General features: G+C 58.9%; 26 protein-coding genes, 1 other RNA gene and 1 riboswitch. Of the genes, 14 read left to right on the forward strand and 13 right to left on the reverse strand.

Annotated features, from left to right (window positions below; translation table 11 throughout):
• Positions 1-173 precede the first annotated feature (173 nt).
• The gene (locus I9185_RS19655; RefSeq protein ID WP_171725111.1) at positions 174-2,102 is read left to right on the forward strand and encodes an elongation factor G; all 1,929 of its coding nucleotides are present in this window, start codon (positions 174-176) and stop codon (positions 2,100-2,102) included.
• A gap of 24 nt (positions 2,103-2,126) precedes the next feature.
• Here I9185_RS19655 and I9185_RS19660 read toward each other — a convergent pair whose 3' ends face one another.
• The 5 genes from I9185_RS19660 to I9185_RS19680 all read right to left on the reverse strand — a co-directional run bounded on the left by I9185_RS19660 (position 2,127) and on the right by I9185_RS19680 (position 8,491).
• Complete coding sequence (locus tag I9185_RS19660; protein ID WP_171207017.1) at positions 2,127-3,704, reverse strand: ABC transporter ATP-binding protein; 1,578 nt, start codon at positions 3,702-3,704, stop codon at positions 2,127-2,129.
• Positions 3,701-4,807: an ABC transporter permease gene (locus tag I9185_RS19665; RefSeq protein WP_210093880.1), complete on the reverse strand. Its 1,107-nt coding sequence runs from the start codon at positions 4,805-4,807 to the stop codon at positions 3,701-3,703. Before I9185_RS19665 ends, I9185_RS19660 begins: the two co-directional genes overlap by 4 nt.
• Positions 4,808-5,902 (reverse strand): microcin C ABC transporter permease YejB, encoded by a 1,095-nt coding sequence (locus tag I9185_RS19670; protein WP_152459198.1) that lies wholly within the window; start codon positions 5,900-5,902, stop codon positions 4,808-4,810.
• Position 5,903: 1 nt separating this feature from the next.
• The gene (locus tag I9185_RS19675) at positions 5,904-7,808 is read right to left on the reverse strand and encodes an extracellular solute-binding protein (RefSeq protein ID WP_171725108.1); all 1,905 of its coding nucleotides are present in this window, start codon (positions 7,806-7,808) and stop codon (positions 5,904-5,906) included.
• Between the two features lie 170 nt (positions 7,809-7,978).
• Positions 7,979-8,491 (reverse strand): cytochrome c family protein, encoded by a 513-nt coding sequence (locus I9185_RS19680; RefSeq protein ID WP_152459925.1) that lies wholly within the window; start codon positions 8,489-8,491, stop codon positions 7,979-7,981.
• A gap of 120 nt (positions 8,492-8,611) precedes the next feature.
• Here I9185_RS19680 and I9185_RS19685 point away from each other — a divergent pair, with 120 nt between their 5' ends.
• A complete protein-coding gene (locus I9185_RS19685; RefSeq protein ID WP_171638275.1) occupies positions 8,612-9,445 on the forward strand; it encodes a prephenate dehydratase in 834 nt (277 codons plus the stop codon).
• Positions 9,446-9,449: 4 nt separating this feature from the next.
• On the opposite strand, the gene I9185_RS19690 is transcribed toward I9185_RS19685, so the two are convergent.
• From I9185_RS19690 to nudC, 3 genes are read right to left on the reverse strand one after another with little or no spacing between them, the layout of a single operon-like run.
• Positions 9,450-9,992 carry an AAA family ATPase gene (locus I9185_RS19690; RefSeq protein ID WP_171638276.1) on the reverse strand — a complete coding sequence of 181 codons (543 nt, stop codon included), beginning with the start codon at positions 9,990-9,992 and terminating at the stop codon, positions 9,450-9,452.
• A 49-nt stretch (positions 9,993-10,041) separates the two neighbouring features.
• Entirely contained in the window at positions 10,042-10,509 is a 468-nt protein-coding gene (locus tag I9185_RS19695) for an SRPBCC family protein (RefSeq protein ID WP_171638278.1), read from the reverse strand.
• Positions 10,510-10,546: 37 nt separating this feature from the next.
• Positions 10,547-11,530, reverse strand: coding sequence for an NAD(+) diphosphatase (gene nudC, locus I9185_RS19700; protein ID WP_210093881.1), 984 nt, complete (start codon positions 11,528-11,530; stop codon positions 10,547-10,549).
• Between the two features lie 182 nt (positions 11,531-11,712).
• Between nudC and I9185_RS19705 the strand changes: the two genes are divergently transcribed.
• The 3 genes from I9185_RS19705 (at position 11,713) to rsgA (ending at position 14,903) form a co-directional block, all read left to right on the forward strand.
• Entirely contained in the window at positions 11,713-13,581 is a 1,869-nt protein-coding gene (locus I9185_RS19705; protein ID WP_348539752.1) for a bifunctional 2',3'-cyclic-nucleotide 2'-phosphodiesterase/3'-nucleotidase, read from the forward strand.
• Between the two features lie 39 nt (positions 13,582-13,620).
• Positions 13,621-13,719, forward strand: an RNA gene (gene ffs / locus I9185_RS19710) — signal recognition particle sRNA small type.
• 107 nt (positions 13,720-13,826) lie between these two features.
• Positions 13,827-14,903, forward strand: coding sequence for a ribosome small subunit-dependent GTPase A (gene rsgA / locus I9185_RS19715; RefSeq protein WP_245223646.1), 1,077 nt, complete (start codon positions 13,827-13,829; stop codon positions 14,901-14,903).
• Between the two features lie 39 nt (positions 14,904-14,942).
• Here the strand turns inward: rsgA and I9185_RS19720 are convergent, their stop codons facing one another.
• A complete protein-coding gene (locus tag I9185_RS19720; RefSeq protein WP_348539753.1) occupies positions 14,943-15,776 on the reverse strand; it encodes a hypothetical protein in 834 nt (277 codons plus the stop codon).
• 157 nt (positions 15,777-15,933) lie between these two features.
• Positions 15,934-16,155: riboswitch (cobalamin riboswitch) on the forward strand.
• Positions 16,156-16,245: 90 nt separating this feature from the next.
• Here I9185_RS19720 and I9185_RS19725 point away from each other — a divergent pair.
• Positions 16,246-16,653, forward strand: coding sequence for a hypothetical protein (locus I9185_RS19725; protein ID WP_210093882.1), 408 nt, complete (start codon positions 16,246-16,248; stop codon positions 16,651-16,653).
• Here I9185_RS19725 and I9185_RS19730 read toward each other — a convergent pair.
• On the reverse strand, positions 16,645-17,157 hold the full coding sequence (locus I9185_RS19730; protein ID WP_171638284.1) for a dual specificity protein phosphatase family protein: 513 nt from the start codon (positions 17,155-17,157) through the stop codon (positions 16,645-16,647). The two genes, I9185_RS19725 and I9185_RS19730, sit on opposite strands and share 9 nt — an antisense overlap.
• Positions 17,158-17,295: 138 nt before the next feature.
• Between I9185_RS19730 and I9185_RS19735 the strand changes: the two genes are divergently transcribed.
• From I9185_RS19735 to I9185_RS19755, 5 genes are all read left to right on the forward strand, one after another.
• Positions 17,296-19,092, forward strand: a complete 1,797-nt coding sequence (locus tag I9185_RS19735) for a DNA polymerase III subunit gamma/tau (RefSeq protein ID WP_280922553.1) — start codon at positions 17,296-17,298, stop codon at positions 19,090-19,092.
• A gap of 400 nt (positions 19,093-19,492) precedes the next feature.
• Positions 19,493-19,846, forward strand: coding sequence for a YbaB/EbfC family nucleoid-associated protein (locus I9185_RS19740; protein WP_171725104.1), 354 nt, complete (start codon positions 19,493-19,495; stop codon positions 19,844-19,846).
• A gap of 61 nt (positions 19,847-19,907) precedes the next feature.
• Positions 19,908-20,501 carry a recombination mediator RecR gene (gene recR / locus I9185_RS19745; RefSeq protein ID WP_171638289.1) on the forward strand — a complete coding sequence of 198 codons (594 nt, stop codon included), beginning with the start codon at positions 19,908-19,910 and terminating at the stop codon, positions 20,499-20,501.
• Between the two features lie 114 nt (positions 20,502-20,615).
• A complete protein-coding gene (locus I9185_RS19750) occupies positions 20,616-21,002 on the forward strand; it encodes a hypothetical protein (RefSeq protein ID WP_171725102.1) in 387 nt (128 codons plus the stop codon).
• Positions 21,003-21,088: 86 nt separating this feature from the next.
• The gene (locus I9185_RS19755) at positions 21,089-21,577 is read left to right on the forward strand and encodes a hypothetical protein (protein WP_171725101.1); all 489 of its coding nucleotides are present in this window, start codon (positions 21,089-21,091) and stop codon (positions 21,575-21,577) included.
• Here I9185_RS19755 and I9185_RS19760 read toward each other — a convergent pair.
• Positions 21,574-22,215, reverse strand: coding sequence for a ribonuclease T2 (locus I9185_RS19760; protein WP_171638295.1), 642 nt, complete (start codon positions 22,213-22,215; stop codon positions 21,574-21,576). The genes I9185_RS19755 and I9185_RS19760 overlap by 4 nt on opposite strands.
• A 130-nt stretch (positions 22,216-22,345) precedes the next feature.
• On the opposite strand from I9185_RS19760, the gene I9185_RS19765 reads away from it, so the two are divergent.
• Together I9185_RS19765 and I9185_RS19770 are read left to right on the forward strand one after the other, a co-directional pair.
• On the forward strand, positions 22,346-23,107 hold the full coding sequence (locus I9185_RS19765; protein ID WP_210093884.1) for a DUF1013 domain-containing protein: 762 nt from the start codon (positions 22,346-22,348) through the stop codon (positions 23,105-23,107).
• Positions 23,108-23,158: 51 nt separating this feature from the next.
• Entirely contained in the window at positions 23,159-23,548 is a 390-nt protein-coding gene (locus I9185_RS19770; protein WP_171725100.1) for a hypothetical protein, read from the forward strand.
• A 56-nt stretch (positions 23,549-23,604) separates the two neighbouring features.
• On the opposite strand, the gene I9185_RS19775 is transcribed toward I9185_RS19770, so the two are convergent.
• Positions 23,605-24,636: a permease gene (locus I9185_RS19775; RefSeq protein WP_210093885.1), complete on the reverse strand. Its 1,032-nt coding sequence runs from the start codon at positions 24,634-24,636 to the stop codon at positions 23,605-23,607.
• Positions 24,629-24,937: a metalloregulator ArsR/SmtB family transcription factor gene (locus tag I9185_RS19780; protein WP_171207031.1), complete on the reverse strand. Its 309-nt coding sequence runs from the start codon at positions 24,935-24,937 to the stop codon at positions 24,629-24,631. The genes I9185_RS19775 and I9185_RS19780 overlap by 8 nt, the downstream gene beginning before the upstream one ends.
• 133 nt (positions 24,938-25,070) lie before the next feature.
• Between I9185_RS19780 and I9185_RS19785 the strand changes: the two genes are divergently transcribed.
• Positions 25,071-26,531 carry a PLP-dependent aminotransferase family protein gene (locus I9185_RS19785; RefSeq protein WP_171638305.1) on the forward strand — a complete coding sequence of 487 codons (1,461 nt, stop codon included), beginning with the start codon at positions 25,071-25,073 and terminating at the stop codon, positions 26,529-26,531.
• Positions 26,532-26,704: the final 173 nt, after the last annotated feature.

A 26,704-nucleotide genomic window follows, 5' to 3' on the forward strand; every position in this document is an offset into this window, starting at 1 on the left:
AACACATCAGGGGCTTGACGCACGCCTGCGGTTTTTCCCACACTCATGCTGTAGGGCGGCATCTCGCTCTGCGGTCTGAGGCGGGCAAAATACAGACAACCCTTGTCGGCGCCAACGCGTCGGTCGGTCCCTTTCGTGTAGCCAATCTGCAACCTGAAAGAGGGACAACACTCATGCGCGTTTTCACCGTCCTCGGGCCCAGCCAATCGGGCAAATCTACGCTTGTCGAGGCCATCAGCCGCCTCGACGGGCGCCCCACCACATTCGACGTTTCCGGAACCGTGCATTTGCACGGTTTTTCTTACCTGGACGAGCCCTGGTGCGCGATCGACGTCGATGGGGGCGGCGATGCGCTGGCCTATGTTGGCCCCGCAATGGCGATTTCGGACGCCGCCGTGGTCGTGGTGCCCCCAGACCCAAATGCCGCCGTTCTGTGCGCGCCCTACCTGCGGTTGGTCGAAGAGGCCGGCATCCCCTGTTTTCTGTTCATCAACCGGATGGACAACCCCAATGGCCGCGTCCGCGATATCATCGCCGCTCTGCAAACATACTGCACCCACCACATTGCCCTGCGTCAGGTACCGATCCGCGAAGGGGATACGATCATCGGGGCGGTTGATCTGATCTCGGAACGGGCCTGGAAATATCAGGAGGGTCAGCCCTCGGCCCTGATCGAACTGCCTCAATCCGTCGAAGACCGCGAGCAGGAAGCGCGAACCGAGCTGCTCGAAACCCTGTCCGATTTTGATGACAACCTGCTGGAACAGCTGATCGAAGACAAACAGCCGCCAAGTGGCGAGGTCTATGATCTGGCGGCACAGGTCCTGAAGAACCATCAGTTGATTCCCGCCTGCCTGGGTGCCGCAAGTCACGGCAACGGGCTGACGCGTCTGATGAAGGCGCTGCGGCACGAAGCCCCCGAATTTGACATCGCCGCCGGGCGCGACGAGGCCGCAGACAGCGCCCGCGCCATTGCCGGTTTTGCGGATGTCAAAAAGCACATCGGAAAAATCGTGGTTCTGCGCGGCCTGGGGGACGGTGTGCAAGCCCATGAAGCCTTGGGCGGTGAGACCGTCGGCAATCTGACAACGCTGGATGCCAAAACCCAGATCGCCACGCTGGAGGCCGGGCAGATTGGTCTGGCGGTGAAATCCGATCACCTCGAACCCGGCTACATCTACGACAGCAATTCGGCGACGGAACTGCCGGAATGGGCGGCCTCGCATCCGGTGGCGCATCGTCAGATTGTCTCGCCCGCGCATGAGCGGGACGATGTGCGCCTGTCAAACGCCCTGAGCCGTCTGGCCGAAATCGACCCCGGCCTTCACCTGCAACAGGATGAGCTTACCGGCCACGCCGTTCTTGGGTCTCAAGGTCCGCAGCACATGCGACGCGTGACCGCCAAGCTGGCCGAGGATTTCGGGATCGAGATTGAAGCCGACCCGGTCGAAACCGCCTATCGCGAAACCATCCGAACACCTGTCGAACATCGCCACAGACACCGCAAACAATCCGGCGGGGCTGGGCAGTTCGCGGATGTGGTGATCTCGGTCGCGCCGCTGCCGCGCGGATCTGGGTTCCAGTTCGAAGAGGTGGTCAAGGGCGGCGCGGTGCCCAAGAATTACATTCCATCCGTGGAACAGGGCGCCAGAGACGCGCTGGAGCAAGGCCCCGAGGGTTTTCCGGTGGTGGATGTGAAGGTCACGCTGCATGACGGCAAGCATCACAACGTAGACAGTTCGGATTATGCCTTCCGTACCGCGGGCAAGAACGCCGTGCGCGAAGCGCTGCCTCAGGCCAAGCCCGTTGTTTTGCAGCCGATCCTGAACGCTGAAATCCACCTGCCTTCTGATTTTGTCGGCGACCTCGTGCCGACGATCAGCTCTCTGCAAGGGCAGGTTCTGGGATTTGAGGGCAACCCGAACGCATCAGGCTGGGAGATTTTCAACGCTCTGATTCCCTCCGTTGCCGAAGATGAGTTGCATCGCACTCTTGCCAGTGCCACGCGCGGAACCGGGTGGGTCAAGCTGAGCTTTGATCACTATGAAGAACTGCGCGGGCCGGTGCCGAAAACGGCGGCCAAAGAAAAAGCCAGCGCCTGATGGCCTGACGATGGCGGGCTGATCTCAGCCCGCCGCAGCAATCAATTCGCGGGTATAGTCGGTCTGGGCATTTTCGAACAAATCCTCGGCCGTGCCCATTTCAACCACATCTCCGTTTCGCATGACGATCACCTTGTGCGACATCGCCCGCACAACTTTCAGGTCATGGCTGATGAACAGATACGCCAGCCCGTATTTCTTTTGCAGATCGCGCAGCAGATCGACGATCTGAACCTGAACCGTCATGTCCAGCGCGCTGGTCGGTTCGTCCAGAACCAGCAGCTTGGGCCGCAAGACCATCGCGCGCGCAATGGCTATGCGCTGACGCTGACCGCCCGAAAACTCGTGCGGATATCGGTCCATCGCCGCAGGATCCAGGCCCACTTCGGTCATCACCTCAGCGACCAGCTCGCGCGGCGCGCGATGAGGATCGACGTTGTGAATGGCCAGACCTTCCGCGATGATCTGCTGACAGGTCATACGTGGGCTGAGGCTGCCGAACGGGTCCTGAAACACGATCTGCATATCCTTGCGCAGTCGGCGCAGCTCGCGCGTGGACCATTTTCGAACATCCTGATCGCGGAAGGTGATGCCGCCTTCGGACGCGATCAGACGCATGATCGCCAGCGCCAGCGTGGTCTTGCCCGACCCGCTTTCACCCACGATCCCCAAAGTCTCACCCGCGCGTACACTCAGCGAGGCGTCATTCACCGCCTTCACATAGCCGACCGTGCGTTTCAGAAATCCCCGCTGGATCGGGAACCAGACCTTCAGATGATCGGTGCGCGCGACTTCCTCGGCATCTGTTGCAACGGCGTCTGGCTGACCCGAAGGTTCCGCGGCCAGGAGCTTGCGGGTATAGGGGTGCTGCGGGTTGTCGAAGATCTCGGCAGTCGCACCGGTCTCGACGATCTCACCATCCTTCATCACACAGACCCGATCAGCGATCCGGCGCACAATGCCCAGATCGTGGGTGATGAACAGCATCCCCATGTTTTCGGATTTCTGCAAACTGGCCAGCAACTCGAGGATCTGTGCCTGAATGGTTACATCCAACGCCGTCGTCGGTTCATCGGCGATCAGGATGTCCGGCTTGTTCGCCAGCGCCATGGCGATCATCACCCGCTGCCGCTGTCCGCCTGACAACTGGTGCGGATAGCTGTCCAGCCGGTCTTCGGGGTCGCGGATACCGACCTTGTTCAACAGTTCAAGAATCCGTTCGCGCGCGACATCACCCGTCACCCCCTGATGCAGGGCCAACGATTCCGCCATCTGCTTCTGGATCGTGTGCAGCGGGTTCAGCGATGTCATCGGCTCTTGGAAAATGAAGCTGATGTCATTGCCGCGCACGTCCATCAGGCGCTGCTCCGAGGCGCCGATCATCTCCTGCCCGTCATAGGTGACGGACCCTTCGACGATGGCGCTGTCGCCCAGCAACGATACGGTACTGAGCGCGGTGACAGATTTGCCCGATCCGGATTCGCCCACCAGCGCCACGGTTTCCCCGCGATCGACATGGAACGACACGCCCCGAACCGCAGCACTGATCTGACCGTCCTGCCGGAACGAGACCTTCAGGTTGTTTACATCCAGCAGGCTCATGAGAAGGTCTTTCTGGGATCGAACGCATCCCGCACGCCCTCAAAGATGAAGACCAGCAGGGACAGCATGATGGCAAAGGTGAAAAAGGCCGTGAAGGCCAGCCACGGGGCCTGAAGGTTCTGTTTCGCCTGCAAGGTAAGCTCTCCCAGCGAGGGGGCCGAAGAGGGAAGGCCAAAACCCAGATAATCCAGCGAAGCCAGCCCGCCTATGGTGCCCGTGACGATGAAGGGCATGAAGGTCAGCGTGGCCACCATCGCGTTGGGCAGCATGTGGCGGAACATGATGGTCATGTTGCCCACGCCCAGCGCCCGCGCAGCGCGCACATATTCAAGGTTTCGCGCCCGCAGGAATTCTGCGCGCACCACGCCAACCAGCCCGGTCCAGCTGAACAGGATCATCAACGCGACCAGCAGCCAGAAGCTGCGCCCCAGCACCGCGAACATGATGATGATGACGTAAAGCGAGGGCGTCGCTGACCAGATCTCGATGATCCGCTGAAAGATCAGATCCAGCCAACCGCCGAAGAAGCCCTGTATGGCACCGGCGAAAATACCGATCAGACTGGCGGCGCCCGTCACGATCAGCGTGAACAGGATCGACAGGCGGAAGCCGTAAATCACCCTTGCCAGCACATCGCGCTTGGTGTCATCGGTGCCCAGCAGGTTCTGGCCGTTGGGTGGCAAGGGCGCAGCCCCGGGGCGATCGACCGATGTGTTGTAGGAATAAGGGATCAACGGCCAAATCGACCAGCCACGCTCGAACCCTTCCGCCTGGAACGTGCCGGCGTCGATCTGTTCGATAATGCCTTCAGGATCGTCAAAACATTCTTCATGGCCGCCGCTGTCTATCAGGCACTGAACCTCGGGGTCGCGATAGATCGCCTCCGTCTGGAAGTCTCCGCCAAAATCGGTTTCCGCGTAGAAGTTGAAGACCGGCGTATAGAACTCACCCCGGTATTTCACGAGGATCGGTTTATCGTTGGCGATGAACTCGGCAAACAGCGACAGACCGAACAGCACTGAGAAAATGATCAATGACCAGAAAGCGCGCCTGTTGCGGCAGAAATTGCTCCAGCGGCGCTGGTTCAGGGGGGACAATGCCATTTACCCCTCCCGCTTTTCGAAATCGATGCGCGGGTCGACCAGCACATACATCAGGTCGCTGATGATACCGACGACCAGGCCCATCAGGCCAAAGATGAACAGCGTGCCGAAGATCACCGGGTAATCCCGCGCCACGGCAGCTTCAAAACCCAGACGTCCCAGACCATCAAGTGAGAAGATCGTTTCGATGATGATCGAGCCTCCGAAGAACACGCCTATGAACACGGCCGGAAATCCGGCTATGACGATCAGCATCGCGTTGCGGAACACATGGCCATACAGCACCTTGCGTTCGCTCAGACCTTTGGCGCGGGCGGTCATGACATATTGCTTTTTGATCTCATCGAGAAACGAGTTCTTGGTCAGCAGCGTCAGCGTCGCAAAGGCCGAGATCGTCAGCGCGATGGTCGGCAACGCAATATGCCAGAAATAATCTGCGATTTTGCCAAAAAGACTCAGGCTGTCCCAGTTGTCAGATGTCAGCCCCCGAAGCGGGAAGATCTGCCAATAGGATCCACCGGCAAAAAGCACCAGCAGCAGAATGGCAAACAAGAAGCCAGGGATCGCATAGGCCACGATGATCGCTGCGCTGGTCCACGTGTCGAACTGCGAACCGTCCCTGATCGCCTTGCGAATGCCCAGAGGGATCGAAACCAGATAGGCGATAAGCGTTGACCACAGGCCCAGCGAGATCGAGACTGGCATTTTCTCGAGCACCAGATCAATCACGCTGATCGAGCGGAAATAGCTCTCGCCGAAGTCCAGCGTCAGATAGTTGCCCATCATGATCAGAAAACGTTCCAGGGGCGGTTTGTCGAAGCCGAATTCCTTTTCAAGTTCAGCAATGAACTCGGGCGGCAGGCCCCGTGCACCGACATATTTGTCGTCGAAAACGCCGCCCGCCGGCTCTGACCCCGCGCCGGCATCGCCCGCACCCGCAAAACCGGCGAAAACATCCCCCTGACCTTCGATCTGGGCAATGATCTGTTCAACCGGCCCGCCAGGCACGAATTGTACCAGCGTGAAGTTGACGATCATGATGCCCAGAAGGGTCGGGATGATCAGCAACAAACGTCTTAGAATATAGGCGCCCATGTTATCGCAGCGCGCCTTTCGCTTTCAGTGCAGCCTCTTTTTCCGGATTGATCCACCACAGATCCAAATAGCCCAGCGAATAAGGCGGCAGGTTTTCCGGGTATTCATACATATCGTAATATGCCACCCAGTGGTCAGCGATGTATCCTACGGGGATCACGAAGAACTCGTACCGCAAAGCGCGATCCAACGCCTTCAACGCCATGTCCTGATCCGCCTGATTGTCAGTATCAAAGGATGCTTCGATGATTGCGTCAACCAATGGGCTTGCCAATCCGGCCGGGTTGAAAAGACTGAATGCGGCCTCTTCCGACCCGTACATCTGGCTCAACCCGCCACCGGTCGACAAAAAAGACCCGTAACGAGTGGAATAGACCATGTCATAGTCCCGCTCGCGGCTGCGCAGCGTGTATTGCGCCGGGTCAACCTTTTCCGCCGACGCATCCACGCCAATGGCTTGCAGGTTCTGGACATAGGTTTCAATCATCGTGGCCGTCGAAGTCGGCAGGTTTGAAGGATAGGGGATATTAACCTTCAGTGTCTGCCCTTCCGCGTTACGCCGCACGTTGCCATCGCCGACCGGCCACCCGGCCTCGTCCAGCAGTTTCGCGGCTTTTCGCAGATTTCTGCGATCGTTCAGGCGCGCGGGGTTTGACTCGTGAACCGTCACGGCAGGTTCTGAAAGAAGGTCCTCGGGCACAACCTCACCCAGCGCTTGAAGAAACGCCAGTTCATCGCCCTCGGGCAGGCCTTGCGCTTCCAGCGGGGTGCCTTGTGTAAAGGAATTGCGCGGTGAATTCAGACCAAACAGCAGGGATTCATTTGCCCATTCGAAATTGAAGGCCAAGGCAAGGGCCTTGCGTACGTTCTTGTCGGAAAACTGCGGTTTTCCGAGATTGAAGACGAAGCCAGACGGTGTTGGCGGGCTGCCATCCGGTATCTCGTCCCGTACGATCACACCTTCGTTCAGCTTCGGAAAATCATACGCCGTCGCCCAAAGCTTGGGATCGCTTTCAATCCGCAACGTGTATTCACCGGCCTTGAACCCCTCGAACGCCGCTGTCTGATCGGCAAAATACTCGACGCGAATGGTATCGAAATTGTTGCGACCGACATTGAATGGCAGATCCTTACCCCAATAGTCGTCACGTCGCTTGTAAACGATACGGCGATTGATGTCATAGCTGTCGAGTTTATAGGGACCCGAGCCGACCGCCACTTCCAGACGCGGCTCATCCAGACGCCGGGACTCGTCCGCCTCGAACCATGCTTTCGAAAAGACGGGGGTCGACCCGACGGTCTCGATCAAACTGCGGCGGGTGACTTCCGGATTGAACGTGAATTTGACCGTGTGATCATCCAGCGCTTCGGCCCCCGTCACCATGCGGCCCACGGCTTGGGCGTAGGAAGGCAGGCCCTGTTCGATGAACAGGCGATGGCTGTAGACAACATCTTCGGCCGTCACCGGCGTGCCATCCCAAAAGGTTGCTTCGGGTCGCAAATGGAAAATGACGTAGTTGCGCCCTTCATCATATTCCAGACTTTCCGCCAGCACGCCGTAATACTGCCCGACACCGTCATCAGAGCTTTCGAACAGGCGGTCATATTGCAGCGTCGTCAAGGCGCCTGCGCGCCCCTTGCGGGAATAGGGATTCAAGGAATCGAACGTCCCCGAAGCCGCCAAGGACAACTCACCACCTTTGGGCGCATCTGGATTCACGTAATTCAGATGCGGATAGTCAGCAGGGTAATCCAGATTGCCGAAATACGAATATCCATGACTGCGGGTAACCCCCTCATCCAATGCCAAAGCAGCTTGCGGTGAGAGCAGAACAGCACAAAGCCCGAATATGCCAGCCAATGGCCTGACCTTAAGATCACATGCAGCAGGCATTAGGGATATCATGGGGCTCATCCTCTGGGTTATTGTAATCTTTTATGTCGCATACGCTAGCTAATGTGCCAACGCTGACAGTTTCAAGTTTAGAATGCGTGAGCGCTTTGTGAAGTTCCCTTCAGACAAAAAAAGCCGCTGCGCGGGGCAGCGGCTCTGAACTTCAATGGTCTCTCAGGCAATCAGTTGCCAATTGTCTGCAGATAAGCAATCAAGTCCGCGCGGTCCTGAGGTTTTTTCAAGCCAGCAAAACTCATCGATGTTCCCGAGATATAGGCGCTTGGGCGTTCCAGGAAGGCATCCAACGCTTCGGGCGTCCAGTTGCCGCCATGGGCCTGCATACTGGCTGAGTAACCGGTGAAACCTTTTGCCGAGGCAACCGGGCGATCAACTACGCCATACAGGTAAGGGCCGGTTCCATTCGCCCCGTCTTCCAGCTTGTGGCACGCGGTGCACTTGCGGAATACTTTCGCGCCCTTCTCAACGTCAGCGGCGGCCAGCAGATCTTCAAAGACCACTTCTTCGCCGTCGGCGCTTTCGCCCGAGCTTTCGGTTTCGATAATGTAGGCGGCCTCAGCCGAGCCATGGCCACCGGAAGAATAGAGGATGTCAGCCCCCCATTTGGCCAGAAGCAGCACCAGGAAAGTGCCGAACAGGCCTGCGGCGGCCTTCGTAACTGTCATCGTGTCGAACATTGATCGCGTGTCCATTTCAGCTGTCTGCGCAGGTGTCTAAGGCTTCCACTTGCGAGAGGCAAGGTATAGACACCGCGACGAAACGACCAAATCGCGAACTTGTTGCATGGAATCGACCAAATGACCAATCGCATTGCTTTTCAGGGCGAACCCGGCGCCTACAGTCACGAGGCCTGCCGCAACGCACGACCCGAAATGGAGGCCTTGCCCTGCCGCACATTCGAGGATGTGATCGAATCAGTTCGCTCGGGCGCGGCCGATCTGGCGATGCTGCCGGTCGAAAATACGACCTACGGTCGGGTTGCCGATATTCACCGGCTGTTACCCCATAGCGGGCTTCACATCATCGATGAAGCGTTCGTGCGTGTTCACATCAACCTTCTTGGTGTACCCGGCGCAAAACTGGAAGACATCACCGAAGCGCATTCGCATCTGGTGCTGCTGCCGCAATGTTCAGAATTTCTGAAAGAACACGGTATTCGTGGCCGTGTCAGTCCCGACAATGCCCGCGCCGCGCGCGAAGTGGCCGAAATCGGGGACTTGCATTCCGCCGCTCTGGCCAGCGAGCTTGCGGCTGAAATCTACGACCTGAACGTGCTGGCCCGCCATATCGAGGACAATGACGACAACACGACCCGCTTTCTTGTCATGTCACGCGAAACGGATTTGTCCCGCCGGGGCGATCATGGGATGATCACCAGTTTCGTGTTTCAGGTCCGCAACATCCCGGCCGCGCTGTACAAGGCCATGGGTGGCTTTGCCACCAACGGGATCAACATGACCAAGCTGGAAAGCTATATGGTCGACGGGTCCTTCACGGCAACGCAGTTTTATGCGGATATTGTTGGACATCCCGAAGACCGCAACGTGCAGCTGGCAATGGACGAACTGGAACACTTCACGACCAATGTCGAGGTTCTTGGCGTCTACCCTGCGGCCCATCCTCGCGGCTGACAGGTCACGCGAAAGACTGGCTGAATTCCGATTGGCGCAGGTCACTGCGCCATGCCTGAAGAATTGTCTGCACGTTGGCTTCAATGCCGTCCATGGAATCAATCTCGATATCGTAAACTCTACCAGCATGGATCATGGTTTGGTCCCGCTGGGCGCTTCCCACCGGACGGTCGCCGCGTAATCGTTCGCGCGCGTTCAACTCGGGAACCGGGCAATGGACAGCTACGAACAGAACATCAAACGGGCGCAAGAGGTCGCGCAAATCTTTGTCCCACCCCGGCGTATCCAGAATATGTTCCAAAATCAAATTGTTGCCCGAGGCCGCGTAGGCAGCTAGCGACTGATGAAACCCATCAAAGACAGTCGATCGGTCGTCGGACCAATCGAACTCGCCACGGCGATAGCGATCCAGCGGCAGAACACCAGAATCGCGAAGGTGGTCGATCGAGATATGCCAGAACGGCTTCTCTATCTTCTGCTGCAAAGCCCGCGCGATTGTCGATTTTCCACTGCTTGATGCGCCATGCAGAAAAATAATGTGCGACATCCGAGGTTTCTTTTCCAATCCTTGCCCCGATCAGCCCAGCGGACGCCGTTCACGCCCCGTGCAGGTGACGCTGTTCCAGTTCACGCGCAAACTCGCTGAACCGCACCTGGAATTGCTTGCGGAACTTTGACTGTCCAAGCTTCATGGACTGCAACAGCAACCGCGCGGGCAAGGACTTTGCGGCCAAGGACATCTCGATGCTCAGGCGTGTCCGGCGCGGAGACAAGGCCAGAAAATCTACTGTCGTCAGGCCGGTCATCCCTTTGCTGGCCGCCTCGAACCGCATTTGCGACGGCTTGTCGAAATCCGTCATCACCACCGACATCTGGCGCGGCTTTCCACGCAACTTGAATTCGGTTTTCCATTCAGTGCCGGCAACCACCATCGCATCAGTGTCCAGACGCCGCACGTCGATGCCACGACGCATCGCCATACGTTCGAACCTTTCGAAATCCGACACCATGTCGAACACCGAATTGATCGGGGCTTCGATATCTTCGCGCGCTGAAAACTGCATAATGACCTTTGCTGTTTATGGCTTGACCAGTTTTTCTTCAGTCCAGCGTATCCGCAAGCCAGTTCTGAAGCAGAAAATGAGCGATAGCCCCCTTGCGAGCCGGCAACAACCGGGGATGTTCGCCGGCAAATGCCTGCATCATTTCGGATTTGCTGACCCACATCGCCTCTTCGATCTCGACCGGATCGATAACGATGTCACGCGACAGGGCCTCGCCGGCGCATCCGAACATCAGGGATGCCGGGAACGGCCAGGGCTGGCTGGACAGGTACGACACCGCACCAACCGGTACGCCTGCCTCTTCCATCACTTCGCGGCGCACCGCCGCTTCGAGCGTTTCGCCGGGTTCGACAAATCCCGCCAGCAAGGAAAACATTCCCTCGGGCCAACCCGGAGACCGCCCCATAAGCACGCTGTCCGCATGCGTAATCAGCATGATCACAACCGGATCCGTGCGCGGAAAATGTTGCCCGCCGCATGACGGGCAACTGCGCTGCCATCCCGCTTGCGACATATCGCTGGCTGCGCCGCAGCGAGCACAGAAGCGATGTGTTTCGTGCCAACCGACAACCGCCTTGGCCGATGCGGCCAACTCGGCATCACGAGGCGACAATCGCGCCATGATCCGGCGGAGCTCGGCAAAAACATGCCCTTCAGGCAAATCCGGGTGCTGCTGTTCGGATCTGTCCACGAACTCTCCCAGGCCGGTCAGATCCAATCCCTCTGCCCCCCAGGCCGAGATATCTGCGGCAAACAGGGGTGCGCCCTCTGCGCTCAGGCCCAAAAAAACCGGTGCTTCGATCACGCCGCCGGGGCCATCGCATACCAGCGGGTGGGTCATCTGCGTCAGGGCAAGCTGATCCAGCGCCGCGCCCACGACCAGAAGCTTGCCTCGCCACAACAATATGCATCGCGCAGCAGGGTCGCCCGCCATCTCGGACAGCTTCTCTGAATCCCCACGAAGATGCGCTGCCCGATTCAGGCCCGAGCCGCCGAAAGTCACCTGCTCTGCGTTTTTCATTGGAATTCCTTCTGGTCTTGCGCACAGGGCTGCCATGTCTCAGGCCCTGTTGCAATGGCAATTCAAGGCGCAAAACGCAGGGACACGCCACCGAAAAGCCGCATGGCGGCCCCGGAAAAATCATCTAGACTGCGTTTTGATGATTTTAGCCCATTACCACACTCAAAAGCAGAACAACAAAAGTGAAGCAAACCCCATCGACGCAGGTGCAACCCACAAAAGACCGTGGCTGTATTCGTATTCTTGCCACCTCCGACGTGCATATGCATCTGACTGGTTTTGACTATTACGCGGACACACCGGACCCGACGCTTGGGCTGACACGCACCGCCAGCCTGATCCGCAAGGCCCGACACGAGGCCACAGACGCGCTGGTGCTGATGTTCGACAACGGGGATTCGCTTCAGGGAACGCCGATGGGCGAATGGGCCGTTCGGAACGACAATCCCCACCCGATGATGCAGGCATTCAAGGCGCTGGACTATGATGCGATTGGTTTGGGCAACCATGATTTCGGGTTCGGGCTGCCGACATTGGACAAGACCCTTGCACAAGCCCCGTGCCCGGTTCTGTGCGGCAATCTTCATCGGTCCGGAGAACACCAATCTTGGCAGCGTTTTGCGATCCTTGACCGTGTCGTGTCGGTGGGAGACAAGGATGTGCCCATTCGCGTCGGCGTGTTTTCGGTTCTGCCACCGCAGACAACACGTTGGGAAGAACACAATCTGAACGAAACCGTAGAGGCGGACGACATCGTTGTCGCGGCACAGTCCCTGACGCGTATCTTGCGCGAAAAGGGGTGCGATCTGATCGTGGCGCTCGCCCATTCCGGGCTTGGACACCCGGACACAGCGACCGACACTGAAAATGCCGTTATTCCCCTAGCCGCGATCGAGGGCATCGACGCTGTCGTCGCCGGGCACACGCACCTGACCCTTCCCGCACGCACCAGCGCGCAAACCCCGAATGTGGATTACGTGAAAGGGCTGGTGCATGGAACGCCGGTTGTCATGCCCGGTTCGGCAGGCGCATATCTTGGAGTAATCGATCTGGCCGTTACCCTAGAGCCCCAGTCGGGGCTGCGTGTTGTCGACAGCCACGCCGAATTGCGCCCGGTTTCGGTGGGCGGCACCGCGATTGGCGAAGATTTGGAATTCGCGCATCTGGTTGAACCCGCACATCAGCAGACCCGTCAGGACATGGCCGCGCCCGTTGCGCGCGTCTCGGACACATTGCACAGCTATTTCAGCTTCTGTGCGCCGGATCGTGGATTGACGCTTGTGGCCGCCGCACAGGCAGCCGCGTTGCGCCCTTTTTTACACGGCACCACGCTTGCAGAGCTGCCGCTGTTGTCAGCCGCGTCGCCGGCCAAATGCGGCGGACGCTCTGGCCCCAGGCACTATACGGACGTGCCGCCCGGCGAAATCTGTCTGCGTCACGTGGCGGACCTGCATGTCTTTCCAAACGAATTGCGCGCGGTTCAGATCACGGGCGCGCAGCTGCTGGAGTGGTTGGAGATGTCAGCCAGCGCATTCAACCAACAATTCCCCGACGCCGAGGCAGAGCTATTCGACCGGGATCGGGCGGGATACAATTTCGATGTCATCTTTGGCCTGTCCTATCAGATCGACCCGTCGCAACCGGCGCGTTACGATGTCGGGGGGCAAATGATCCATCCCGGCCACAGGCGGGTGCATCATCTGACTTGCGCAGGCCAGGCTGTGCAACCCGATCAGGCATTTGTCGTCGCGCTCGATAATTATCGCGCAAGCGGGGGCGGACATTTCCCGCATGTGTCGTCGGCCCCGGCCATCGATCTGCCCCCGCTGGATATCCGGGACATTTTGCGGGACTACATGACGCACCGCCTGCCACCCGACCCATTGGCCCGGCAACCTTACCCGTTCTCTCTGATGCCGAAATCGGGGGTGACGACCATTCTTCGGACCGGTCCCGGTGCGTTGAAGCATATCGACGAATTGAACAGGTTTGCCCCCAGGATACTGGAACCTGACGAAAACGGTTTTGCACGCATTCGGCTGACGCTCTGACGGGTTGTCTTTTGCCGAAGCCTTCCCTATATCCAGAGTCGAGAGGTTGGCGCGGGCGAGCGCCTCGCCAACCTGGTCAGGTCCGGAAGGAAGCAGCCACAACGAGCCCCGCTTGGGTCGATGTCCAACCTCTCACTTTACGAACCTTGGCCGCAGGAGGGCTTTATGATTGTAGCAAAGACCCTTCGGGCAGCACGGTTCTGACCTCACGGTATCGACTGACTGCCTGAACACATGACCCGGGGATGAGCGATCGCCATCCGTCGGGAGTGCTGTTTCTGACGACAGGCAAACCAATGTTTCTTGCACTTTCGGACCTGGGATGGTCCTCTCACTTTGCCGCGCAACACGCGGCTTATCCTTCCTGCACGCCTTTTCGCATCACTTCCGTTCATCGGGACCGCCTGATAGGGCTTAACCCTGACGGCGAAGTCCCGTTACTGACCCCCGATCAAACGACCGGCAGCTATGCTGTTGGCGATTGGGTTCTCGCCGATGACGACAAACGCGTGCGCCATTTGCTCGACCGGCGCAGCCTGCTGCACCGACGCGCCGCGGGTACAGGCGCCGCGACGCAACTGATTGCAGCCAATGTCGATGTGCTGTTCATCGTCAGCTCGTGCAATGCCGACTTCAAACTGCCCCGGCTGGAACGATATCTGGCGCTTGCGCATCAGGCCGGGTGCTACCCGGTCGTTGTTCTGACGAAGGCCGACAAATCGGCGGACCCCGACAGTTTCTCGGGGCAGGTGCAATCACTGGATCCGTTCCTGACGGTTCTGGCGATCAACGCGCTGGACCCGGCAGAGGTTGAAAAGGTTCTGTCCTGGTGCCCCAAAAGCCAGACCGGAGCGCTGGTTGGATCGTCGGGCGTTGGCAAGACGACACTTGCCAATACCATGACCGATCAGGATCTCGCCACCTCGGACATTCGCGAGGATGACGCGCGGGGCCGGCACACGACGACCGCACGCGCATTGCACCGGATGCGCAACGGTGGCTGGTTGATCGATACACCCGGAATGCGCGCGTTGCGCCTGCTGGACGCTCGGGACGGGATCGACGACGTTTTCTCGGACCTTGCCGAGTTGAGCCGGGACTGCCGTTTTTCGGATTGCCAGCACAGCTCCGAGCCCGGATGTGCCGTGCAAAAGGCAATAAGCCAGGGCACGCTTGATCCGGCTCGATTGGACCGGTGGCGCAAGCTTCGGCGCGAAGATCAGCGCAATTCTGAAACCGTCGCGCAGTCCCGGGCGCGGGACAAAGCGTTCGGCAAGATGGTCCGTGGCGTCATGAAGGAAAAGAAACTTCGCAACCGGTGATCGTTGGACGGTGCCCGGCCCGTCCTGCGCCGCGTCTGATCAAGCGATCAGTCGCGGCCAAACCGCTGCATTGCGCCGGGCAAATGCTCCGATATGACCAACCTCGGGCAACCCGAAATCGGCAGGGCTCAGCAGGTGGCGGTTGGCATCGGGGCCGTAAAGATCCGCAAGCCGCCAAACCGCTTCCGGCGGCACCATCTGGTCGTCCTCGAAGGTGAACAAATCCACGGGCGTTCCAGAATCCTTCCACTGCGCCGCAGGTAACTCATGCCCGATTTCAGGCACATAGTTCAAAGGCGCCGTACACCATTTGCGCCACTGCCAATAGACCGATGCCGGCAGATCCGAGCCGAACCCGATCGCCTTTCCGGGAAGGTAGCCAAGGGCTCGGGCCAAAAGCGGGGCATGACCATACCAGAACAATCCTGCCAAACCACGATAGGGCCATGGATGGTCGCTTAGGGTTACCAGCCCCGAACACACACAGATCATGCGATCAATCAGATCGATATCCGGCTGCACAGGCCCCAACATCGCACCGATCGAATGGCCGATGGTCCAATGCTGCGAATCGGGAAACCGTCTGCGCATTTCTGCCCGTGCCGCGGGCATGTCGATCAAGGCCCAATCCGCCATGGTCGCACGCGAATCTTTCAGGCGGCCGGTCAAGGAATGCCCGTAATCGCGATAGTCATAGGTCAGGCAGGCCATACCCTGCTCGGCAGCAAGCCATCGTGCGAAATGACGGTAATAATCGCGCGGCACACCCGTTGCACTGTTCAGCACGACGACGATTTCGGGCGAAGACAGCGGGCTGTACAACCGGGCAGACAGTGTTTTCTGCCCGGACGGAAAGCGAAATTCTTCGGTCATTACCGTTTGCTCTGTGTCCAACATGATCTCTGGCTTTGCGCTTGGTAAATCCTGTTTCCGAACCTCAACGCCCTGGACACTATGCATGAACCAACACCGTATCCAGCATGACCAAGCGTCCGGTCAAAAGATCGGCTTGACTCGATGCGTGCTCAAACGCTAGCGGTTGTGTGATGGTTTCCGGCCTCCACAAGGGGTCGGGATGAAAAGGGAACACGGTGCGGTAATGTCTGGTCATGCAGGCAACAACCAAATCCGCGACTGCCCCCGCAACTGTAAACGGTAAGCGATGCCGAAACACCACTGGCCCAAAGGCTGGGAAGGTCGGCAAAGCGATGACCCGCAAGTCAGGAGACCTGCCATCGGAAACGAAACCGAAACTCGGGCGGGGTGTCCGGGCAGGTCCTGACGGCATCACGCTGTCCCACCTGTCCCAAATATCCTGTCCACCAAGCGCGGAGGGCGCAGGATGATCTGGAAGACAAAGACACATGAATTCAGTGCAACAGTATGTCAGCGGACGGGCAAAACCTGTCCCGCTTTGGCGCGGCTGGCGCGCTCGATATCCGAAGCCATGGCCCAGGCGACCTCGGCCACAAGTGACGATTTCGAGATTGAGGGCAGCAGCGCGCTGTCACATTGCAGCGAAGGATGTCATGCAATTTTCCGCGCGCAATCAGACCGCATTCGTGTCTTTTGCGGGACGCAGCCCGAAACCGCGATTGAGCCGCTGAACGGCTATGCCGACCTGATCTTCGGAAACACGTTCAGTGCGATGCCATCCGGCGTCGTGAAAACCCCACCCTGCGCGATGATCGAAGTTTCTACGATCCGGCCTCGAAAACCTGCTTGCGCGCCCGCGCAGATTTCAATCTGAGTCCAGACTGACCTGTGCCTGGGCACGCCGAGAGGCCCAGGCCAGTTGCGCATCCGTTTCGACGGCGCAAGGGCGCACCGCCCGCAATCGTTGCAGCGCCGTGTCCGCGCCTTCGCCGCATTCGACCATCAGCCGCAGGACAATCATACCTGACCTGCCACAGCCCCCGCGGCAGTGTACCAATACGCGACCTCCGCCGGACAGCGCGTGCCGGGCCGCGGCGCTGACGGACGGCCACGCGTCATCAATCGCTTTTGTCGGCGCTCCGAAATCTTCGATCGGCAGGTGAACCCATCGGCTGGCGCGGCTTTGAATATCGCTTCCAAATTCCTGCGCCCCGTCCTGAAGCATTTCGACATCCGTCGTCATCGAAACAACAAGCCCCGGCTGCCAGGCTGCGATCATATCCAGATCGCTGGAGTAATCTCCGCCGCGTCCGGGCATCGAGGTCAGCGCCAGCGTTCCGCCACCGACTTGCAGGGCGTAGATCACCAACTGCGACATGAATCCTGTCCTCCCCAAAGAACTCTATACAAAAATGAGCCATTAAATCCGCTGATGCAGTTTAGTGCGAAAGCGACTCGTTTCTAAATCAAAAATCATCGCGCCACGCTGTGGACGCGGGCAACGGTGGCCACTACGCTGTGCCCAAGCACCGAATCCCAACGAGAAGACATGACAGACAGCTCCAGCCCCGCCTATCAGGTTCTCGCCCGCAAATATCGCCCGGAAACCTTTGCCGATCTGGTGGGTCAGGATGCCATGGTGCGCACCCTGAAAAACGCGTTCGCGGCCGACCGGATCGCGCAGGCCTTCATCATGACCGGCATTCGCGGCACCGGCAAAACCACGACCGCAAGGATCATCGCCAAGGGCATGAACTGCATCGGACCCGACGGAACCGGTGGCCCCACGACCGAACCCTGCGGTCAGTGTGAACATTGTGTCGCCATCATGGAAGGCCGCCATGTCGACGTGATGGAGATGGACGCCGCCAGCCGTACGGGCGTCAACGACATCCGCGAGATCATTGACAGTGTCCGCTATCGCGCCGCCAGCGCGCGTTACAAGATTTACATCATCGACGAGGTTCATATGCTCTCGACCAGCGCGTTCAACGCGCTGCTCAAGACGTTGGAAGAACCGCCCGCGCATGTGAAGTTCATCTTCGCAACCACTGAAATCCGCAAAGTCCCTGTCACTGTGCTGTCCCGCTGCCAGCGTTTCGACCTGCGCCGGATCGAACCCGAAGACATGATTGGCCTGCTGCGCAAGATCGCCGAAGCGGAAAACGCCCAGATCGCCGAAGACGCGCTGGCGCTGATCACCCGAGCAGCGGAAGGATCGGCCCGGGATGCGACCTCGTTGCTGGATCAGGCGATTTCGCATGGGGCTGGCGAGACGACCGCCGATCAGGTCCGTGCAATGCTTGGACTGGCAGACCGTGGCCGGGTTCTGGACCTTATGGATATGATCCTGCGCGGCGATGCCGCCGGAGCACTTACCGAGTTGAGCGGCCAATACGCCGAAGGCGCAGACCCGCTGGCGGTGCTGCGCGATCTGGCCGAGATCACGCATTGGGTGTCCGTCGTGAAGATCACGCCTGACGCGGCGCAGGATCCGACGGTTTCTCCGGATGAACGGACCCGGGGCCAACACATGGCCGAGGCTCTGCCGATGCGGGTTCTGACCCGGATGTGGCAAATGCTGCTGAAGGCGCTCGAGGAAGTCTCGGCTGCGCCCAACGCCATGATGGCCGCTGAAATGGCCGTTATTCGCCTGACCCATGTGGCGGATTTGCCCAGCCCCGAAGAGCTGATCAAACGGTTGCAAGATGCCCCGCCACCGCCGCCGGGCGGGCCCAATGGCGGCGTTTCGATATCCCGACCGGGCGCCGGTCCGGCGCCGGCTGGCGCGACCCATCCACCTGCCTACGCGCCGTCCCCTCGCGGTTCCGGTGGCGCACCGGTTGCAGCCCTGGCGCAGGATGCCCAGACGGCCCTTGCCCATTACCCGACCTTCGACCACGTGGTGGAACTGATCCGGACCAATCGCGACGTAAAGTTGCTGGTCGAGGTGGAAAACGGCGTGCGCCTCGTCTCCTATCAACCCGGACGAATCGAATTCACACCCGCCACCCAGGCACCGGCGGATCTGGCGCCACGACTGGGCACTGCCTTGCAACGCTGGACAGGAAATCGGTGGGCTGTCTCGATCGTCTCGGACGGAGAAGCCCCCACGATTGCAGAAATACGGGATGAGGCCGAGCTCGCACTGAAATCCGAGGCCGAACAACATCCTTTGGTGCAGGCGGTACTGGCGCAATTCCCAAAGGCGAAAATCACTAGGATCGAAACGCCGGAGCAACGCGCCGCCAAGGTCGAGACCGAAGCGCTTCCCGAGGTGGAAGACGAGTGGGACCCGTTCGAGGAAGACTGACCTCGCCGCCCGTCACCCCCCGTTTCAAACGAAGCTGACCGAGGTTTCGATCGAACACATCCGCCAGCATGTCTCAGATCGTTTGTTGCGACACCGGCCAGCGGAAGGCGGCCCGTGACAATTCTGATCCGGATGCCGCGTAGCCATTCGAACCGCGCCCAGATTTTCTTTGCCCTGTGTGATCAGTCTCGGCAGCAGACCATATGCGCGCCAAGGACGATCTGCGCTTGCCGGGCCTGCTGGCAAATATGGTGTCGCAGATGGTTAGCACGTTCCTGCTGACGCCTGCGCTGATCAACATGCCGACCGGAACAGATGAGCCTCCGACCGGCGGGAGAACCCTTGTGCCATGTCGCTGCTGCCCGTATCTAGAGCGCAAACGGAGACACAGGAGAATACTATGCTGAAAGGACTCGGCGGGCTTGGCGGTCTGGGCGACATGGCCAAGATGATGAAATCCGCGCAGGACCTGCAAACCAAGATGACCGAAATGCAGGAAGAGCTGAACAACATGATGGTTGTCGGCGAATCCGGTGCAGGCCTGGTCAAGGCAACGGCGACGGCCAAGGGTGAACTCAAAGGTCTGGATATCGACCCTTCCATCTTCAACGGCGATGACAAGGAAGTGGTCGAAGACCTGATCCTGGCCGCCATCAAGGATGCGCAGACCAAGGCAACCGAACGTTCGCAGGCTGAAATGGCCAAGCTGACCGAAAGCATGGGCCTGCCCAAAGACATCAAGCTGCCGTTCTGAGCTTTATCTTTTCCCAAATACTCCCGCCGGAGGCTCCCTCCGGCGCAATGCAGGATTGGCCATGAGTTCGAACAGCGACATCGACAACCTGATCGACCTGATGGCCAAACTGCCGGGACTGGGCCCGCGCTCGGCCCGCCGCGCGGTTCTGCACCTGATCCGAAAACGCGCCCTGCTGCTGACGCCCCTGTCTGATGCCATGCAGCAAGTCGCCGTGACCGCCCGCGAATGCCTGAATTGCGGCAATGTGGGCACCACCGATATCTGTGACATCTGCAATAGCGAGGCCCGAGCGACCGGCGAGCTGTGCGTGGTCGAAGACGTCGCCGACCTCTGGGCGATGGAGCGTGCCGGAGTATTCAAAGGGCGCTATCACGTTCTGGGCGGCACGCTGTCGGCGCTGGACGGAGTCGGCCCCGACGAGCTGCGCATTCCCCGCCTCAAGGACCGGGTTGTGGCCGAAGGAATTTCCGAAGTCATCCTGGCGCTGAACGCCACCGTCGATGGCCAGACCACCGCCCACTACATCGCCGATCAGCTTGAGGGACAGGTCCGCCTGACTTCGCTGGCGCAGGGTGTGCCGATTGGCGGCGAACTGGATTATCTGGACGACGGGACGATCACGGCCGCGCTCAGGGCGCGGAAGGAACTGTAGCTCTAACTTACCGGTTCTTTTTTCGCGAGGCCTTTGCGCTAGGCGGCGCCAGCGCAACGCACGATGCACGCTCAAGTATCGCGGTAACTAGCTTGACAGCTGTACAGTTATTGGATGAGTTTCTTTCTGTTAATTCCACGGATTATCAAACACGATGAAACACTTAGCGTTTTTTTTGCAATTGTTGGTGCTTTCGCCTCGCCTATTGCCGCTGAAACTCTCTACTTATTCGAAGACACGCACGATTTACCGCCGCCATACAAACAATGGTGGAGCGCAATTCCAGAAGACAAAAGGTATGATGAACAAACACACAGGCACGTCTATGTTCGCGGTGAAGGTAAGTATGGCGATTTTTTCGGCGTTCTATACGTTGATTGCATTAACCCTGAATACTCCGAATGGTTTGCTGTCGGAGGATCGCTGAATTCAGAAGACGTTCCAAACCAGGCAATTGTTAACCTGAGACTTGAGATCTGTTCCAACGGCGAGGAGACCTGACACGGCGCGCGGGAAATTAATGGATTGTCTAACTTCTACAACAATTTACAATGACATGAATAGATTGTCTGATTTGTGGATATGCTATGACCCGCCTTCTCGCCCTCGCCTTCGCCGCTTTGACAGCCACCTCCGCCCTAGCCCAAGACCTCATCGACAAGGGCTTTGTCGACGGCTGGAACATCATGATGGACCCCGCGCTTGGCAACGGGTGCCTGATCCAGACGGTGTATCAGGATCTCTCGGTGGTGCGGCTGGGCTATGATGCCTTGGGCAATCGTGGGTATTTCGCCGTGTTCAACAAGGCATGGGGCGACATTAAACAGGGTGAGAGTTATCCGATCCGCTTTGATCTGGACGGCAAAAGCTATGATGCGACGGCCATCGGGTTCAACGAACGCGACGTGCCGGGCGCAACCGTGTTTTTCACTGACCGGAGCTTTGTGAACGCCATCGCTCAGAACAAAACGATGACCGTCTACAATCCGGCAGGTGAGGTGGTGATGGCCATCGATCTGAAAGGCACCGCCAAGGCGCTGGACTATGCGCGGGATTGCCAGAACAAAAAGCTTTAACGAATCGGATCGAACAGCGCGTCCTTGGCCGTGCAGTCGCGGATCACGTCGCGGCCACAGGGTACGGAATCAAGATCGCGGGACAGACACAGGCGGACTTCTTCGATATAGCCCTGTTTGCAGGTGATCGTGATCATGTCGCGCTCCAACTCCGGGTTGGCCTTCAGGAATGCCTCCTCGACCACTGAAGCCGGCAGTCTGACGGATGAATCCAGCTTGCGGAAAACCTCAGGGCGCTTGACGGCTTCGTAAGCCCGCCGGGACAAGGCAAAGTAGTCGGATGCCGACAATCCCGAGCATGTGCCGTGTTTCTTCCATTGATGCCAAGCAAGGCCGGAACTGCCTTGTATGTCCTCCATTTCCCGCGTCGTGCGTCGCGAAGGAGGGCCTTCCGGGGTACGGCAGTAGGACGGCCAGCCCTGATGGAACTGTGGCCATAGCCCGTGCAGTATCCAGCCGTGATCATGCCGATCGTCACATTGATCCGAGCCGCGCGCGTCACCTTCGCGGGCGCACCAGTTGGGCGACCAACTGAGCGACAGCACGTAGTAATCGAACTCGCCCGCCTTTTCGCCCTCGGCCGGCGCAGCGACCGCGCTCAAGACCCACAAAACCAGCCCCGTAATCCCTTGGCGCATTCGCCTCTTCCCTTCTTGCCTTTGCGCGACTATATACGGGCCAAGTTCCCCGACAACGGAAACCTGCCCCAAAACCAAGGGGCCGCCGAATTCCGGCGACGGGACAGATGTATGTATAGGAGACGGGCTGATGGCAAAACCGCTTATGGCCAAGGCAACCGCCGTATGGCTGGTGGACAACACCACGATCAGCTTCAAGCAGATCGCGGATTTCGTAGGAATGCACGAGTTGGAAGTGCAGGGTATCGCTGATGGCGACGTCGCCGCCGGCGTCAAGGGCTTTGACCCGATCGCCAACAACCAGCTGACCCAGGATGAAATCGACGCGGCACAGAACAACCCGCTTCACAAGCTGAAGCTCAAGTTCAACCCATCGGCCGCCGGCGAGGAAAAGCGCCGTGGTCCGCGCTACACGCCGCTTTCGAAACGTCAGGACCGTCCGAACTCGATCCTGTGGCTGGTCAAGTTCCACCCGGAACTCAGCGACGGCCAGATTGCCAAGCTGGTGGGCACCACCAAACCCACCATCCAGTCGATCCGCGAACGCACGCACTGGAACATCGCCAACATGCAGCCGATTGATCCGGTTGCTCTGGGTCTGTGCAAACAGTCCGAACTGGACACCGCCGTGCAGAAAGCGGCGGCCAAGAAAGCGGCTGAAGGCGGCGTGATGAGCGATGACGAACGTCGCAAGCTGGTCTCGACCGAGCAGTCGCTGGAAATGGACGCAGCGCCGAAAATCCCGACCGCAATTGAAGGTCTGGAAACCTTCTCGCTGTCCGACGAACCGTCGGAAGAGAAAGACGACGAGCCGATCATCGACGCAGACAGCTTTTTCAACCTGCCCAAGGGTGGGGCGGATGACGAAGACGAAGACGATCTTCGCCCGTAACGCGCAAACAGCCTCGGCCATGACGGCTGGGGCTTTTTTCACGGACTTGCCATGCTGAACGTTCTATCTGCGGTATTTGGCCCGCATCGCGCCGTCACGATTTATGCCTTTCTGAAAACGTGGGGGCTTGGTCTGGCCGGCGGCGTTGTCATGATTGCCATCGTCACGACATTGTTTCTGCTGGGGGATGAAGGCGAACACGAGCATGAGGCGTTTCTGACCGTCCCGGTTCTGTCTGCAACTCCGGTGAACGGAGATCTGAAGAACGGCGTCGTGGCATCTGTCCGCTTGCCGGATGGGTCCGCCACATCGATTACGTCTACAGATGCGCAGATTTCGCAGACAGTGGGCACGACGGCCTGTATCGAAAAACGCGTTTACCTCGAAAGCGGAGAAGCCCGGTACCGGCTCAAACTGCCACGTCTGTGCGACGGTAGTTGATCGACGGCACCGAACGGATAGAAGCCGCCCGATGTGACACCGGGCGGTTTTTGCGTTCATACCAATTGAAAGATGATACCAGCCACGATTGCGCCACCGACCCCCAGGGTCAGATAGGTTGCAAAGACTCGTGGTTTGACCAATGACCAGACCGCAGCCATCGCCGGGATGGAACTGACAGCACCGGCAACCATGAACGACATGGCCGCACCCGCTGTCATACCTTGCTCCATCAACCCTGCCAGCAAAGGCGGCGCCACGTACGAGTTCAGGTATGCCGGCATACCCACCAGCGCAGCAACGACGATCGGCAGCACGCCTTCTCCGCCAACCACGCCAGCGATCAGGTCAGCGGGGATATAATTGACCAAAAGCGCCTCGAGGACATAAGCCAGCGCAAGCCATTTCAACAGGAACAGACCGTTGTGCACGAATTCCGAACGGAACCGGGCGCGACGCTCGGGCTCCTGCCAGAATGTCCAGACCGGCTTGGTATCCGTTTTCGGACCACATCCGCAGCACCCGGAGGGCTTGTATTCGCGCAAAGGCTGGGCAAACGCGCCTTTGCGCATAAGCAACCGAACCGCGAACCCGCCGAACAGGCCAAGCGCAACCGCCGCAACAGCCTTGCCGATGGCAAAGGGCCATCCCAGCGCACCGGCGGTAATCAAAAGCGTAGGCGGATCGATCAAGGGTGAGCTGAGCCAGAACGCCATGACCGCGGACAACGGCGCACCAAGGGCCAGAAGACCCGCAATGAAGGGAATAACCTCGCAAGAACAGAAGGGGGCAAGACCACCGAACAAGGCAGCCAGAAAGATCATCCGGGTCTCGCGCCCCTCAAAGGCACGCGCCACCATCACCTCGGCGCCGGTCGCCTTGAGGTAAGACAGCAGAAGCACTGCAAACAGAATATATTGCCCTGTATGCGCCAGAGCCTTGGCTGCAAATGTCACCACCTCGGGCAAGTTTCCGGGATCCAGGATTGCCACCGCCGCCAGAATGACGACGATCAGCGTCCAGGGTGTCTTGATCAGGTCCAGCGCCATTTTGGCAGTCATGCGCGGGTTCTGTGTCAATTCAGCCATCGTTCGCAGCCTTTCCAACTTCGTCAGCGCAGCACTCGCTGAGAATGAATTGCGCCAGATTTCTCAATTCGTCGTAATTGGCGCGGTTGATCGTGGTTCGACCGACCTTTTCCTGTTCGACCACTCCACCGGCCGCGAGAAACCGCAGGTGATGGGCCAGGGTCGACGGGGCAATCCCGGTCCGGTCCTGTATCTCGCCAACGGTCAATCCGGCTTTGCCAGCCCGGACCAGTGTCTTGAGGACTTTCAGCCGAGCTTCAGAGCCCATGGCAGAAAATCCGGCAGCAGCAGCTTCCCACATCCACTATCACCATTAAACTAGTTTTCTAGTTATTTAGTCCGAAGGAACTCTCCGGTCAACCCCGCCGACAAAATTTCGTGACTGCGATGTAAGTCCAGATTGCCCCGGCCTTAAGTCCACCCTATAAGCAGGCATGGGGATTTCGGTCGATACATTCTTTCTTGAGCTCAATGGTCAGGGCACATTGCAGGCCCAGATCCAGCAGATGATTGCCGAAGGCATCTTGTCCGGTCGCTTTCACGTCGGAGAAAAACTCCCTTCGTCACGCAAACTGGCCGCGCATCTGGGGGTCAGCCGAATAACGGTGACATTGGCCTACACCGAACTGTTGGCCAATGACTACCTGACCGCCAAGGGACGGTCCGGGTATTACGTTTCGCAAAACGCACCTGTCCCCCCCAAGTATTCGCCTGTCCAGCGCGGCACAGAATCCGTTGACTGGGACAAGGCACTGGCGCGTCGCTTTCTGGACAGCGACGTGCTGCCAAAACCCAGCGACTGGCGAGAATACCGTTATCCGTTCATCTACGGGCAGGCTGACCGAACCTTGTTTGACCACGCCAACTGGAGGTTATGCGCCGTCCGCGCGTTGGGACATAAGGACTTCGATTCGCTGACCGGCGATTACGTGGATCAGGATGATCCGTTGTTGATCGAGTTTATTGCCCGTCACACTCTACCACGCCGAGGCATCGCGGCCCGCCCCGAAGAGATCTTGATCACTCTTGGCGCGCAGAACGCGCTCTGGCTGGCATCGCGTATCTTGCTGACCCACAATCGCACGGCCGTGATAGAAGACCCATGTTACTATGCGCTGCGAAGCCTTCTGAACCATTGGGATTGCGCGGTCACGCCCTTGAGTGTGGACCGGGACGGTCTGCCGCCCGAGGCGATTCCCGACGAAGCAGACGTCATCTTTACCACCCCCAGCCATCAAAGCCCGACAACCGCGACGATGCCGATCGACCGCCGCAACCAGTTGCTGGACCGAGCACGCGAACTCGACGCGATGGTCGTCGAGGATGACTATGAGTTTGAAATGGCCTTCCGAGGCGCCCCTTCGCCGGCGCTGAAATCCATGGATCGGGATGGGCGCGTGATCTACGTCGGCAGTTTTTCCAAGTCGCTGTTTCCAGGATTGCGACTTGGATACATGGTCGGCTCAGAGCCCTTTATCCGCGAGGCACGCGCGCTGCGTTCATTGGTTCTGCGTCACCCACCAGGCCACATTCAGCGCACGGCGGCGTATTTCCTGTCGCTGGGCCACTACGACGCGCAAATTCGGCGTATGTCAAAGGCCTTGCAAGAGCGGCGCGACGCGATGGACAAAGCCATCGCGGAAAGTGGGCTGACCGTGGCTGGACGGGGTGTGATTGGCGGCTCTTCACTGTGGATGTCAGCCCCTGAGCATGTCGACACAACTCAACTGGCATTAAGACTGCAAAACCAGGGTGTTCACATCGAACCCGGCGCACCGTTCTTCTCGGGGCCGGACAGACCACAGAATTTCTATCGCCTGGGCTATTCCTCAATTCCAACTAACCGCATCGCGACCGGCGTGAAACTGATCGCAGACGCAATTCGGGCCGTTTGAGCCTTATCTGGACCTAATCCGGCTTTCGTTTTGGCCCTAACGCAGGTCGCACCCTTGCGCCAAAACCATATCAAACGCCGGGTGCAGTGCCCGGTTTCACTTACTCTTGGTTGGAGAGCACCCTTATGAAAATGACGACGGAAGAGGCCTTTGTTAAGGTTTTGCAGATGCAC

Origin of the sequence: Ruegeria sp. HKCCSP346 (assembly GCF_017872595.1) — a bacterium.
Taxonomy (GTDB): Bacteria; Pseudomonadota; Alphaproteobacteria; order Rhodobacterales; family Rhodobacteraceae; genus Ruegeria.